At 52.4% G+C, this 13,333-nt stretch carries 10 protein-coding genes; 5 read left to right on the forward strand and 5 right to left on the reverse strand.

Going from position 1 to position 13,333, the window contains the following annotated elements:
• Positions 1 to 261 precede the first annotated feature (261 nt).
• On the forward strand, positions 262 to 930 hold the full coding sequence (locus PsAD37_RS06310) for an HAD family phosphatase (RefSeq protein WP_208991733.1): 669 nt from the start codon (positions 262 to 264) through the stop codon (positions 928 to 930).
• A gap of 195 nt (positions 931 to 1,125) precedes the next feature.
• Here the strand turns inward: PsAD37_RS06310 and PsAD37_RS06315 are convergent, their stop codons facing one another.
• Entirely contained in the window at positions 1,126 to 1,452 is a 327-nt protein-coding gene (locus PsAD37_RS06315) for a hypothetical protein (protein WP_063295432.1), read from the reverse strand.
• Positions 1,453 to 2,046: 594 nt separating this feature from the next.
• Between PsAD37_RS06315 and PsAD37_RS06320 the strand changes: the two genes are divergently transcribed.
• The 3 genes from PsAD37_RS06320 to PsAD37_RS06330 all read left to right on the forward strand — a co-directional run bounded on the left by PsAD37_RS06320 (position 2,047) and on the right by PsAD37_RS06330 (position 5,218).
• Positions 2,047 to 2,847 carry a hypothetical protein gene (locus PsAD37_RS06320; RefSeq protein WP_063295433.1) on the forward strand — a complete coding sequence of 267 codons (801 nt, stop codon included), beginning with the start codon at positions 2,047 to 2,049 and terminating at the stop codon, positions 2,845 to 2,847.
• Between the two features lie 199 nt (positions 2,848 to 3,046).
• Positions 3,047 to 3,331: a GIY-YIG nuclease family protein gene (locus PsAD37_RS06325; protein ID WP_063295434.1), complete on the forward strand. Its 285-nt coding sequence runs from the start codon at positions 3,047 to 3,049 to the stop codon at positions 3,329 to 3,331.
• Positions 3,332 to 3,733: 402 nt separating this feature from the next.
• Positions 3,734 to 5,218: a DEAD/DEAH box helicase gene (locus PsAD37_RS06330; protein WP_063295435.1), complete on the forward strand. Its 1,485-nt coding sequence runs from the start codon at positions 3,734 to 3,736 to the stop codon at positions 5,216 to 5,218.
• A gap of 41 nt (positions 5,219 to 5,259) precedes the next feature.
• Here PsAD37_RS06330 and PsAD37_RS06335 read toward each other — a convergent pair whose 3' ends face one another.
• Both PsAD37_RS06335 and mgtE read right to left on the reverse strand, forming a co-directional pair.
• Positions 5,260 to 5,667: a cupin domain-containing protein gene (locus PsAD37_RS06335; protein WP_063295436.1), complete on the reverse strand. Its 408-nt coding sequence runs from the start codon at positions 5,665 to 5,667 to the stop codon at positions 5,260 to 5,262.
• Between the two features lie 55 nt (positions 5,668 to 5,722).
• A complete protein-coding gene (gene mgtE, locus PsAD37_RS06340; RefSeq protein WP_063295437.1) occupies positions 5,723 to 7,129 on the reverse strand; it encodes a magnesium transporter in 1,407 nt (468 codons plus the stop codon).
• Positions 7,130 to 7,391: 262 nt separating this feature from the next.
• Between mgtE and PsAD37_RS06345 the strand changes: the two genes are divergently transcribed.
• A complete protein-coding gene (locus tag PsAD37_RS06345) occupies positions 7,392 to 8,507 on the forward strand; it encodes an extracellular solute-binding protein (protein WP_063295438.1) in 1,116 nt (371 codons plus the stop codon).
• A gap of 98 nt (positions 8,508 to 8,605) precedes the next feature.
• Here the strand turns inward: PsAD37_RS06345 and PsAD37_RS06350 are convergent, their stop codons facing one another.
• The gene (locus PsAD37_RS06350) at positions 8,606 to 10,216 is read right to left on the reverse strand and encodes a BCCT family transporter (protein WP_063295439.1); all 1,611 of its coding nucleotides are present in this window, start codon (positions 10,214 to 10,216) and stop codon (positions 8,606 to 8,608) included.
• 1,116 nt (positions 10,217 to 11,332) lie between these two features.
• A complete protein-coding gene (locus PsAD37_RS06360; RefSeq protein WP_208991735.1) occupies positions 11,333 to 12,286 on the reverse strand; it encodes an aldo/keto reductase in 954 nt (317 codons plus the stop codon).
• Positions 12,287 to 13,333: the final 1,047 nt, after the last annotated feature.

Below are 13,333 nucleotides of genomic sequence, written 5' to 3' on the forward strand. Positions count from 1 at the left end.
ACTGACCGACCGGACACTTCGACCATCCCGTAAAACAAGACGGCGGATCTTGGCTGCACTTTCCATCAATATCACCCGTTCATGCCCCGCGCTAAATGCACGGATCCTAACAAACAGGTGGGTCAATCTTAAACGCTCATAACCCACCTAACCGGGTCAATTTTGCATGCCGATTCACAGCCCAAGGCCCACCCATCAAACCACGCTTGCCACACCCGCCTCCAAAAGCTAGGCTCCGGTTTTACTCTCGGGAATATTGCAGTGTCTTTTTTATCGGTCCCACCCAAACTTGTGATTTTTGATTGTGACGGCGTGCTTGTCGACTCCGAGCCGCTCTACATCGGCACTCTGCACCGTTTGCTGCAGTCCTACGGGGCGCCGCTCACCTTTCAGCAATGCTGGGAGATGTTCGTCGGCAAAACCAGCCGCGAGGTTGACGCCTACCTTAAAGAGCAGGGCCTGAACGCGCCCAGGCATTGGAATAAAGACTTCCACGAGCAATCAAACGCTCTGCTGGAAAAGGAAGTCCAGCCCGTTGCCGGCATTCAGCAGGTGATAAAACAACTCGCTAACGCAACGATCCCCATCTGCGTCGGCTCCAACGGACATCCGTTCACGGTCCGCATGACGCTGGAAATCACCGGCCTGCTGCCATGGTTTGACGGCAACGTCTTCACCGCAACGGATGTCGGCGCCAGCAAACCCGCGCCGGACCTGTTCCTGCACGCCGCGAAGAGGGCGGACATCAACCCAGAGCACTGCGTCGTCATTGAGGACAGCGCCACCGGCATGAAAGCCGCCGCCAGCGCCGGCATGCGCTGCTTCGCCTACACGCCAGAATCCATTCCGGCACCCCTAAACCTCTTCGGCGCCCACCCGTTCCAATCCATGACCACCCTACCAAACCTGCTCGGCCTCGTTCCAGCTTAGCTCTTGGTGTTATCCCGGGCGGAGCGTAGCGGAGACCCGGGACCCAAAATTCCACGCACCAACACATCCATACAAACCCACACGCAAAAACGCTGGCCTGCGGGCACAATTCGCCCGGCCGCAGACCAGCAGGACACTCATGAAGGGCTGTGTAAGGGTGGTACTGCCAGCCCTTGGAGTGCCGGTTACAGTGATCTAATCAAGAGACACAGTATTGGTGTTGACCATTGGTGGAGAGGCGACGCTGCGTGTCGCGTGGCCGGAAAATCCTTTAGGGAAGGACGTACCGGACAACGCATCAGTTAAAATTCCGCAGGTCTTGTTGAGTGCCTCTAGGCGGTCAGATAATGCATGGTGCAGAGTGAACAAAGCATCACGCTCGCAGCTGTTCTTCATCCGCTCGCTCAGCACCATATGCTGGATGTATGCAAGGTTCTGAAGATCAGAAACAGCAATGTTTACTTCGTCAATTTCATTTTGAAGAGTATTTGTGGCGCCACAGGCGCATGCAGTGTCGTCCATATTCAAAGCCTTCTTTTCTGGCTGTTGAAGATCCGCACGACAAAGAGTTTTCTACGACCCACTGGCGAGCGGGAGGTTAGAAACCTGGAAAAGACAGGCGAGTTTATTCCCCCCCGAAGGAGGTGTTGTATTCACCGCCCTCCCGCTCATAGCAAAGGGTTTGCGCCTTTAGAAAAAAGACACAAAAAATCCGCTAGTTGACGGGAGCGGTAGCCGCTTTTCAGAGGTTTCTACGCCTCACATATGAATGTGGAATGGAACGCCTCCACTGTCAACGAAAAGTTGCAGAAGAGGGCAAGGTGTTGCCGTGGGGATACGCTGATGACGCCCACCACCGTCATCCCGCACCTGATGCGGGATCTAGAGCCACACTCACTAACGCCAGCACGCATAACACTGGATACCGGATCTCCGCTCCGCTGGTCCGGCATGACGAGGAACGGATCTTATTTATGACTATTATGTGTTCTCTCTCGACTAGAAATGAAGTTGTGTAACTTCAATGCAAGTAGCCAAATTGAACATGCTGCTTGATGTTGTTGATGGAGATAGTAAAGTATCACTGTATATTAATAAAAGTTATTGAAAATCAAAATGAATAAAATTGAAAAAGCTGGCACAGGAAAGAAGCTTTCAAAAGCTGGTCTTCAAGCACTTGCCGGTGCTGTCCCGTTTGCAGGAGGGGCCTTGTCTGCGGTTGTGAGTGCGTGGTCAGATCATGAGCAAGAGCAGGTAAATCTGTTGTTGCAGCAATGGATTGAGATGCTTCGTGAGGAATTGAAGGAGAAAGAAAAGACGATAATAGAGATCATGGCGCGACTTGATTTGAATGATCAGAAAGTAAAAGATCGTGTAGAGTCTGATGAATATCAAGCGATTTTGATAAAGGCTTTTCGAAATTGGTCCAGGATTGATTCAGAAGATAAGCGTCAAAAAGTCCGCAATATATTATCTCACTCAGCTTCAACCAAACTCGCATCAGATGATGTGGTCAAACTTTTCATAGATTGGTTTGAAAGTTATTCTGATTTTCATTTCGAAGTAATAGGTGAAATTTATAGAAAAGGTCCAATCGGGCGAGGAAGCATTTGGTCCAACTTGGGAAGGTCACCCGTGCGTGAAGATTCAGCGGAAGCTGACCTATATAAGCTCTTAATCAGGGACCTAAGCACTGGCGGTGTAATACGCCAACATCGAGAAACCGATTATTATGGCAACTTCATAAAACCCAAGCCTACTAGAGGGACAGGTAATCGAAGCAATACTATGAAATCTTCTTTTGATAATACTGAAGATTATGTCCTTACAGAGCTAGGCAAGCAGTTTGTTCATTATGCGATGACTGAGATTACAGCCCGAGTTGAATTTGATGATAGTGCGGTGGGATCTGATTAGCTTGACTTTGTAATTTGGGCTCTGGATACCGGATCTTCGCTTCGCTCGTCCGGCATGACGGCGAGGGCGGGCATGGAGCTTAAAGCCGCCACCGCCGTCTTCCCGCACTTGATGCGGGATCCAGTAGGAAATCACCCCTGATAAAGGCCTAGCCAGATCATGCGATTGGCAATCTGCACGTACACTCTCAAACTACGGCATGCCCTATTACATCTACATCACCGCAAGTCAGAGAAACGGGACGCTCTACACGGGCGTCACCAATAATCTGGCACGCCGTATTCATGAACATCGGGAGAAGACGGCAACCTCGTTTTCTGCTCGCTATGGCGTTTCTCAGCTGGTTTATTACGAAGAATTTGAGCGTATTGGGGATGCAATCGCTCGTGAGAAAAAGCTGAAACGTTGGAGGCGGGCATGGAAACTGAAGCTAATTGAAACACTTAACCCATCATGGCGTGATCTGTATCGGGACTTAGGGTGACGGCTTTGCTAATCATTCTAGATCCCGCATCAAGTGCGGGATGACGGCGGTTAGAGGAGCATTGCGTGGATCATCTCACCCCCCACCCCTTGCATTCCCGCGCATTTACCTATATCTCCCGAGGCAACGCGCTTATTGGGCATATGCTTGAAGCGCCACCCCGCTGCCTGCAATATATTCAGCAAGGCAGCCTGCTCGAGTGGGATGTAACACGGGCACGCACCGTGGTCCGCAGCGTTTCTAGGTCGCTTTCAAAGCTCCTCTCAAACTCCATGGATCTCAATTTTAGCCAGTCTGGCCGCGTAGATGTATGTCTGCGGGGTATATGCTGGCGTTTAATCTATGAGCATCTTCCTGATCCCATATCAGGGGGCGTGCTCTGCACATCTTGGAAGTACGAGAGTGAAGAATTTTGACGAAGCTGGCCTCGCAGAGCCTATCCTGCGCGCCGTAAAAGAAGAGGGCTATGAGGCCCCAACCCCAATCCAGCGTGAAGTAATTCCGCACATGAAAGCGGGCGAGGACATCCTCGGCATCGCACAAACAGGCACCGGCAAAACCGCAGCCTTCGTGCTGCCGCTGCTGACCCGTCTGGCAGAAGACCGCAAAAAACCAGCGCCGCACACCTGCCGTGCGCTTATTCTTGCGCCAACCCGTGAGCTTGCCTCCCAGATCGCCGATAGCGTGCGCACCTATGGCCAGTATATCGGCCCATCAACTGCCGTTATTTTTGGTGGTGTGAAACCCGGCCCACAGCTGCGCGCCCTGTCCAGAGGTTTGGACATTGTGATCGCCACTCCGGGCCGTCTGGAAGACCACATGAGCACCGGCGGCATCAAGCTGGACGCGACAACAACCGTTGTACTGGACGAAGCCGACCAGATGCTGGACCTTGGCTTTGCGCCAGCCATCCGCCGTATTCTTGGCAAACTGCCAAAAGTGCGCCAGACAGTGCTGCTCTCCGCAACCATGCCTCACCAGATCCGCAAGCTGGCCAAAGAATTCCAGAGTAACCCGCGCGAAATCTCCGTGGCGCCGGTCTCCCGTCCAATTGAGAAAATCGAGCAGTCCGTTCGCTTCCTCAATTCAAGCTCAAAGCGAGCTGCCCTGCAGGAAATCCTGTCAGAAAAAGACATCGAACGCGCCATCGTCTTCACCCGCACCAAGCGCGGGGCAGACCGTGTTAGCGGTCATCTGGACAAAGCAGGCCTCAGCTCAGCCGCCATCCACGGCAACAAGAGCCAGCGCCAGCGCGAAAGATCACTTGATGGCTTCAAAAATGGCTCCATCAAAATCCTCGTGGCAACAGACATCGCTGCCCGCGGTATTGATATTGATGGCGTCAGCCACGTGGTCAACTACGAGCTGCCAAATGTGCCGGAAGCGTACGTTCACCGCATTGGCCGGACAGCCCGCGCAGGTAAAAGCGGTGTTGCCATCTCCCTGTGTGATGGAACCGAACAACCATACCTGCGCGATATTGAGCGCCTGATTGGCCGCAAAATCCCGTCTGGTGATGGCGATTGGGCGGACGGCGAAATGCCTGCGTACGATCCAGCAAACGAACAAACACAGCTGAAACGCCACAAACGCCCGCAAGGCAACCGTCGCCGCAGTGGCAGTGGCGGTGGCGGTGGTGGCGGCGGCGCTGGCCGCTCAGCCGGTGGTGCTGGTCGTCCAGCTGGTGGTGCAGGCCGCAACGGTGCTGCACAAAGCAGCAAACCAGCAGGTGAGGCAGGCGCAAGACCAGCCGGTGCAAAGCCAAATGCAGGTCGTGGCCGCGGCGGCAAACCAAACGCCAATGCGCGCCCAGCTCAGAAAAGCGGCCCAAACCGCAGCCAGAGCAACAGACCACGCCGCGCAAAACCAGCAGCTGCGCAGCGCTGATTTCATAAAAACGCCGGGGCTCACAAGCCCCGGTTTTGCTTTCAGGCCTCAGTGGCCTCAGAAGTCTCGTCCTCCGCCCGAGTGCCAAAACCGGCAGGCGAGACGATCTCGATCAGCTCAAAATCCTCAGAATGCTCAATCTCGCGGTGGCGAATGCCCGTTGGCTGCACCACGCAGTCCCCCGGCTTCACCGTGCGGATGCCATGCCCTTCATATTCAAACCGCGCCCAGCCTTTCAGCACATAATAAAACTGAAAGGAGCAATCATGCACATGCCATTGCCCCGTCGCATTGTGCCCCTCACGCGCTTTAATCACATGCGCAACCACAGCCCCGTTGGTGGCATCGGCCACGCCAAGGTCGCGATATTCAAAATAACTGCGCAACCCCCGCGCCTCAAACTCCCCAGCCTCACCTTCGCTGTGGCTGAAACTCTGTTCCTCATCCATAAAAATCCCTCCCTCACTGGGAGCAGTAGGGACCGGTAGAGCAGGGAACGTCAAGTTACAGATAAAGATAACTGGCCGTCGTGAAGTAAACCAATACCCCAAGCACATCATTGCTGGTGGTGATAAAAACACCCGTTGCCGCTGCCGGATCAATGCCAATCTTGTCCAGCACCACAGGCACCGTTGCCCCCACCATCGCCGCAACCGTGGTGACGATGACCAGAGAGGACGCAGCCGTAAGCGCCAGCCACACCGGGTCATGAATCTCAAACAGCACGGCCCCAATGCTGATGAGCACAGTTAGCACACTGCCCGCAATCACGCCGTTAGACAGCGCCCCGCAAAACTCCTTCCAAAGCCGAAACAGCGTACTGCCCGTCCAGATTGACCCCGTTGCAATCCCCTGTACCGCAACAGCAGACGCCTGAAGCCCGGAATTGCCCGCCATCGACATGATCACCGGAATAAACGCCGCCAAAATAGCTGCCTTCTCCAGCTCATCCTCAAAAGACCCAACCACCAGCGCAGCAACAGCAGACCCAATCAGCCCTGTCATCAGCCAGGGCAACCGACCTTTGATGATCCGGGGCACGGAATCTGAAGGCCGTGCTTCTGGCGAAACCCCACCCATCAACATCAGGTCTTCCGAGAGTTCCTCACGCACAATCTGGTTCATCTGCTCAGTCGTAATCCGCCCAATCAGCTTCCCATCAACATCAATCACCGGCATGGAGGAGATCTGCCGCTGCGCCGCCTTACGCAGCACATCCTCCTGATCCATCTCCGCAGATACCGCCAGCACATTGGCGTCCATCACATCCCCAATGCGCACCTTCGGTTCCAGCGTTAAAAGCCGCGTTACATCCAGCCGCCCCACCAGCCGGTGCTTGGCATCCACCACAAACACCGTGCGAAACCGCCCTACCAGATCATACTGGCTCTTGATCGCGGCAATAGCCTCCCCCGCCGTATAATCCTCGTTGAACGCCACAAACTTCCGGCTCATCAACCGCCCGGCCGTATCTTCTCCATGCAAAATCCGCTCCTCAATCTCCGCCCGGGCATCCAGCTGCGGCACAATGATGTCGAGCAAGCTCTGCGGAAACTCATCCAGCGTATCCGCCAGATCATTCTCCTTCAGCGTATTGAGAATCTCCACCAGCCGCGTGGTCGTCCCGTCTTTCAGCAGTTCAGCCCGAAAATCCGGATAAAGCTCAGCAAGGATCTTGGTGGAAGGCCGAATAGGCAGCAGCGCAAACAGCTTACGTGCGTCCGGCAGGGGCAGGGCAGTCAACAGCTGCAGCAAATCCGTGGGCGACCACTTCTTCAGCTGCTTCACCAGCCAGCTGGTCTCATGCGCACGCAGCAAATGGCGCACCATCTTCAGCACCTGCTTGTTGTGCTCATGTGCGGTGGTGTCTGCCTTGCTGCTCCACTGAAGTGGCTTCTTGTTTTTTGCCATCCTCCGCACCTTTGTCTGGGTACGATTTTCTGCGTGTGCAGACCATGCCTCAGCGAAGTAAACCTCTCCCTAAGATCAAGCAAAACCAATGCTGTATTTCTATAGATAAAGTTTTCAAAGAATACCGCAGCCCACAAAGAGAAAGCCTTTATAAAATCTAAGTTATGAGGGGCCTTGCGCGGGCGGTTATATAGCCGCCCAGCAGCATAAAATGACGCACACCAGCGTCTACATATTGGAAAATCTCCGAGAAAGATGTGCCATGCTCAACCGGATCTCTCCAAAACTGTGCGTTCAGATTTTAGCTGCTTCGTTCCTTTCGCTTTTAGCAACCGGTTTTCTGATTAACTCCTCAATGGCTCAGGACAGCTACGCCCAGGCAGAACCCTACGAGGAACTGAGCGGAGCGGGCTCCATGTACCCCGACGTCCTGTTCAATGAAACTCTGCGCCTCTTCAAAACCTCCAACCCCGAGATCGAAGTGCGATACGATCCGATCGGCAGTGGAGCAGGGGTGTTGGCATTGCAAGCTGGCAAGGTCGATTTCGCTGTCTCCAGCGCTCCGCTGGAAGCGATCCTGGAGCAAGACCTCGATGTTGATACTGCCGATGAGCCTGTCGCCATAGAGGACAAACTGCTGGAGATCCCCATCACCGCAGGCATGCTCGGTATTCTTTACAATATTGAGGGCGTCGGCCACTTGAAGCTCACACGTAACGCACTCTCCGGTATCTTCGACGGCTCTATCCAATATTGGAACCACCGCGAAATCCGCATGGTGAACCCGGACCTGCGCTTACCAAAGCTGAAAATCACCATTGTTGGCCGCAGCGACGCCAGCGGTGCAAACCTCGCCCTCTCCAAGCACCTGTACACCGCCGAAAATGCATGGTCCGGCAAATCTGCCAGCATCTGGCCACTGGAGACCTTCCCGAAAGATGCTGTCCTCGTGCCAAGTTCCTCTGAGGTCGTGACCAAGATCACCGAGAACAATGGCGCAATCGGCTACGCCCCCTCAGCCTTTGGCAGCACACTGGGGATCCCGATGGCTCTGGTCGAAAATCAAAAGGGCAACTTCGTAGCACCCTCACTCAATGCCGGAGAAGCAGCTATCGAGGAGGTCAGCAGAAGTGGTGATCCGCTCTCCATTGATGAGATTCACAACCCTGAAGCTCCCAGTGCTTACCCCATCATTTCATTCTTTTGGTTGGTGACAGAAGACGTCTACCCTGATGTGAGAACCGGCACTGCGGCGCGCCAGTTTGCTGAATTTGTCTTGAGCGGACAGGCAAGGGGAGCTGCAATTTCATCCGGCTATATCCCGCTTCCAGCCAACATGCGCGTAGATGCCAAGAAGCTGGCAGCGACCATTCACTGATGTAGGCGGATCAAACGACGATCCCACATGCAATCATTTCAAACAAAAAAAGCGGCGGAAATGATCCCGCCGCTTTTTGAATTTAGTATGAAGTTTGCTTATCTAGGCTCGCTACGCAAACCTTTGACGATTGCAAAACATGCACCAAGCAAGACAATCGCAAACGGGAAGCCGGTTGAAACCGTCATCGCCTGAAGGCTGGAAAGGCCACCGCCAAGCAGCAATGCAATCGCAACAAGGCCAACCAAAGACGCCCAGAAGATGCGCTGCTGAACCGGTGCGTTCACCTTACCACCAGCTGTAATGGTATCGATAACCAAAGAACCGGAGTCTGAAGACGTCACAAAGAATGTGATGATCAGAACGACACCCAGTACAGATGTGATTTCAGCAAGTGGCAGGTTGCTCAGCATCTCGAACAGCTGAATTTCAGTCGCCGCACCTGCAATTTTGCCAAGAGTAGAAGTTGCTTCCAGCTCAATCGCTGTGCCGCCAAAGGCTGTCATCCAGAGGGTGGTGACAACACTTGGAATAACCAGCACGCAAATCATGAATTCACGAACGGAGCGGCCACGGCTGATGCGAGCGATAAACATGCCCACAAACGGTGCCCAGGAGAACCACCAAGCCCAGTAGAAAGTTGTCCAACCCTGACGGAAGTTATCGTCAACACGGCCAACTGGGTTGGAAAGTACTGGCAGATATTCCAGATAAGCTTCCAGATTCCAGAACAGCTTCTGTAGGATGTCCAATGTTGGACCAGCCAACAGAACAAAACCAAGCAGCAAGGCAGCGGTGATCACGTTGAAGGTGGAAAGGTGTTTGATGCCTTTATCCAGCCCCATAACAACGGAACAAAGTGCAATAGCAGAGATCGCGATGATCAAAATGACCTTGGTTGTTGTCGTGATTTCAAGACCAAACAAATGGTTCAAACCAGCATTGGCCTGTTCTGCACCAATACCCAGAGAGGTTGCCAGACCAAACAAGGTGGCAAACACAGCCAGAATATCAATCACGTGACCCGGCCAACCCCAAACGCGCTCACCCAGAATTGGATAAAAGATAGAGCGGACAGTCAGCGGCAGGCCTTTGTTATAGGCAAACAGAGCCAGACCAAGAGCAATCACAGCGTAAGTTGCCCATGGGTGCAGGGCCCAATGGAAGATGGTGGAGGCCATGGCAAGGCGCTCTGCTTCCGCACCACTCAGCGCTTCACCGCCCAATGGTGCCCAGCTGCTACCAGAAGTGATGGAAGAGAAATGGCCAAGTGGCTCAGCCACGCCGTAAAAGACAAGGCCGATGCCCATGCCTGCAGCAAACAACATGGAGAACCATTCGCTGTAGCTGTAATCTGGTTTTGCATCTCTGCCGCCGATGCGAACCTTTCCCAGTGGAGACACAATCAGGAAGAGGCAAAGCAACACAAAGATATTGCCGGCAATTAGGAAAAACCAGTCAAAACTAGAAGTGAGCCAAACACGTAGATCACCAAAGACCGGACCAATAGCGTCTTTATAGAGCAGAGTAATTGCAACAAAAATTGCAATCGCAATACTGGAAATAGTGAAAACGATATTGTGGACGTCAAACGCAACACCAGCGATTCGCGGTGTAATATTGTCCTGTCCCACTTCATAATCAGTATCAATAAGATTTGACGGCCCTTCGGGGGCCGGAATAAGATCTGCGCAGGTTTGATCAGTCATACTGGTCCTGTTTATTGGCAGATATCCACGCATGCAGCCCGAGTGCGCACGTCACGTGGATTTAGCAGCTCAACCAAGAGCCATGATCCGCTTGTTAGCCATCTGCCGCGAAAGCTCATGGGCGAGCCTATACGATCACTGCCAGAAATGGGTTCCACGCACAAAGGGCGGAAGCTGGCAACGCGGTTGCCTCCATGGCGGAGGCACAGATGGATAGCGATGCCATACAGCGAAAGTGATCTGGCTTAGCAAGAAGCCGTCGCTGACAGTGATTGGTTAGGCACCACTTGGTGTGCGCGAAACCTACAAATTTAAATGCATTACACACAAGAGTAAAAATACTTAGTCTTGGGGATAGCTTTTGCCGATTTGCTTGATCCTGCCAAAGCAATGTCAAAGAGACCGAAAAACCTGTCTCACATCTCTAAGCTTGTGATCTTCATATTCTATTTTCGGGCCTCATACTGCTCGAATGCGCCAGTTTCAGAGAATACCAATCTCTTCCATGTAGTATTGACTATGCAAAGATGAAGATATTTCAGGCCTAATGAGGCGCGTGAGTAGGGCTGCTCTCTCATTGATGGCTTTCTCATCGCAAACCTTAGTGTGTGAGGTGAGGTTCGGACGCAGCGCAGAGAATATCATTCAAGGTAAGAACAGCTCAGTTTCAGCTCCGTGGGAAGCCGGATCCGATACACTTTTGGAAACATGTTGCATTCGGCCTTAGGGCGAGAGGTGTAATGTGACGATGATGTTTGATGCGAGGGCGGGAAGTTGCCATCTATGACCTGAAGGGCGAACTGTGGTTAGAACGCAGTTTCATATCTGGCTCATATGCTCGCTCAGACTTTGAAACAGATTTGTGGCAGGCTCTGGAGCTCCACAGTCAAACAGCGCTTCTTTGTTCTACTGATGAAAGAGAAGGAGATCGGGTTTGCGTTTGAACATAAACCCAATGCTGCTCTTGGAGAAAGCTATCCGGGCGATGAAGCTACGTCTAAATGGTGTCGACCAAACTATGAGGGCAAAGCCCATATATAAAGTCACATTACTCAGGATTGCGAAGTGAAAACCCAATTCCTCAGAACCGGGTTTTGTTGGCTCGATCTCGATAAGTTAAGATAGCGCCCACTTCGCAACGATGTCTTCAGCACCTTTCAAAAGGTCCACATCGTAAGAGCGTGTTGTGACCGCAATGTTCTCTTTTACCTGCCATTCCTGATAGGCTCCGGTAATAATGGGCCCGACGGCATCCTGCGCCATCAACCACCCCATAGCCAGATGGGCCAGAGGCATACCGGCTTTTTCAGCGTAAGCTTTCAACTCGTCAGCACAGCCGAGATACTTCTCCAGTAGCGGAGAATTCAGTTTCGGGTTATTGGCGCGATCATCATTTTGGTCAAAGTTACCGCTTGCTTTGAAGGTTCCTGCCAGCAATCCCTGCATCAATGGGCTATAAGGCAAGTACTTGAGGTCACGCTCCTCGCAAAGCGGAATGATCTCATCACGACTACGGTAACTCAGCGGTATATTATGATAATGCGTGGCATTTGGCTCCAGAAGGTTATAAAGCCCCTGATAGCTTGCCAGCTCACAATGCTGCATCAGCTCTTTGGTCATCTTCAGTGAGAAGTTGGAGACGCCTAGATGTCGAACCTTCCCACTCTCCACAACAGCGCGCAAACCTTCGGCGGTCTCTTCAATAGGTGTATGGGGATCAGGCCAATGACACTGCAGCACATCAATATACTCTGTCTGTAAGCGCTCGAGTGATTGATCCACCTCCTCTATAATGGAAGTCTTGGTAAGATTGTTTTTGACAGCTCTTTCCGGGTTGTTCCAAACCAGCCCGCACTTGGTGGCAATATACAGTTGGTCACGTTCAAAGGTCTTGAGGGCCTCACCCAAAAGCGTTTCTGCATGCCCCAGCCCGTAAACCGGCGCGACATCAAAGAAATTGATGCCCAGCTCAACGGCTTTTCGCATGGTTCGGATTGGGGTTTGATCCTCGGTGTCATTCCAGGTGCCACCCACAGCCCAGCAGCCAAACCCCAGCGCAGACGCATTCATATCTTTCAAAGCTCTGAAAATCAGCGTTATTTCCGCTATTAAAACTCCCAGGAAGGAGGGGATCACACAAAAATAAACTGCGCAATGCGCCATAAGCGCCTTTCCAAATCTGAAGCTGATGATCAAAAGCCATTTGCAGCGGGGATAGTTTTTGGGTTTGGGGGGATAAGATTTGATAGAAGTAGGATAAGTCCTGCCTATCAGTTGGCCGGAGCGCGGGGTGCTGATGATGCCAGCTATAGCCCTACGCTTTTCCAAACGCATTGTTCCATTGTCGTGAGTGCACATAAGAACGCACAAAAACGCTGTTTCGCGCAAAATCACGCAAACGAACGCAATGACGGTGTTTCTCACTAGGCGTCTGCTCACTGCCCAGTCGGGATTGCTGTGAGTTCAGGGTGTAGCAGCATAAACCACGACCACCATGCCCCCTCATTCACTATTCAGTTTTCAAAGAACGCGGATTGCTCCGAAGATTGCTTGCAGGCGTTTCGAGAGAATGCAGCCTGATTTGATCGCGGTCTATTCCTGTAATGTTCTCCCTGAAACTCTGGTGGCTGGGAGTTAGAGCAGGAAAGTGGCTGGTGGTATTAAGGGGAAATGAGGCGCCTCAACGCTCCCGTAAGGTGAGCTTAATTGGATGGAATTGTCCCCCACAGGTCTGGTGTGGAATTGAAACGGCGTGTTTCTGCGGATTAGGTATGTTTTACACATAGGTAGATGATGTTTTTGGGTTTTTTTGTCGTTTTCAGGTTGACGGTTGGAGGGCTCAGGCCTATAACCCAGCTCATCGAGAGCGACGGCGCTGCCGGCGACGGCACGATGCGCTCTTGAGTTCCTCGAAAGGATTGATCGCTCAGGCTCGATCGGAAATGATTGAGTTGGTGAGTGATTTACTCTTTTGAGTGTGGGTGAAAGCCCTGTTCATTGACAATTGAATACGGAAGAAGAAAGAGAAACGTGGACGGCGGTTATTCGCGAGTGGTTTGGTAACAAGTCACTGTTACGGAATAGCTGACTTAGTTTACGTTTTTCAGAACACCAAAG

It is taken from the genome of Pseudovibrio sp. Ad37 (assembly GCF_001623075.1).
GTDB lineage: Bacteria > Pseudomonadota > Alphaproteobacteria > Rhizobiales > Stappiaceae > Pseudovibrio.

What these genes read in the sequence shown, in the direction of transcription:
- PsAD37_RS06335 (WP_063295436.1), bottom strand. Translation starts at nt 5,667, where the DNA reads ATGGATGAGGAACAGAGTTTCAGCCACAGCGAAGGTGAGGCTGGGGAG.
- PsAD37_RS06350 (WP_063295439.1), bottom strand. Translation starts at nt 10,216, where the DNA reads ATGACTGATCAAACCTGCGCAGATCTTATTCCGGCCCCCGAAGGGCCG.
- PsAD37_RS06315 (WP_063295432.1), bottom strand. Translation starts at nt 1,452, where the DNA reads ATGGACGACACTGCATGCGCCTGTGGCGCCACAAATACTCTTCAAAAT.
- mgtE (WP_063295437.1), bottom strand. Translation starts at nt 7,129, where the DNA reads ATGGCAAAAAACAAGAAGCCACTTCAGTGGAGCAGCAAGGCAGACACC.
- PsAD37_RS06325 (WP_063295434.1), top strand. Translation starts at nt 3,047, where the DNA reads ATGCCCTATTACATCTACATCACCGCAAGTCAGAGAAACGGGACGCTC.
- PsAD37_RS06360 (WP_208991735.1), bottom strand. Translation starts at nt 12,286, where the DNA reads ATGAATGCGTCTGCGCTGGGGTTTGGCTGCTGGGCTGTGGGTGGCACC.
- PsAD37_RS06320 (WP_063295433.1), top strand. Translation starts at nt 2,047, where the DNA reads ATGAATAAAATTGAAAAAGCTGGCACAGGAAAGAAGCTTTCAAAAGCT.
- PsAD37_RS06345 (WP_063295438.1), top strand. Translation starts at nt 7,392, where the DNA reads ATGCTCAACCGGATCTCTCCAAAACTGTGCGTTCAGATTTTAGCTGCT.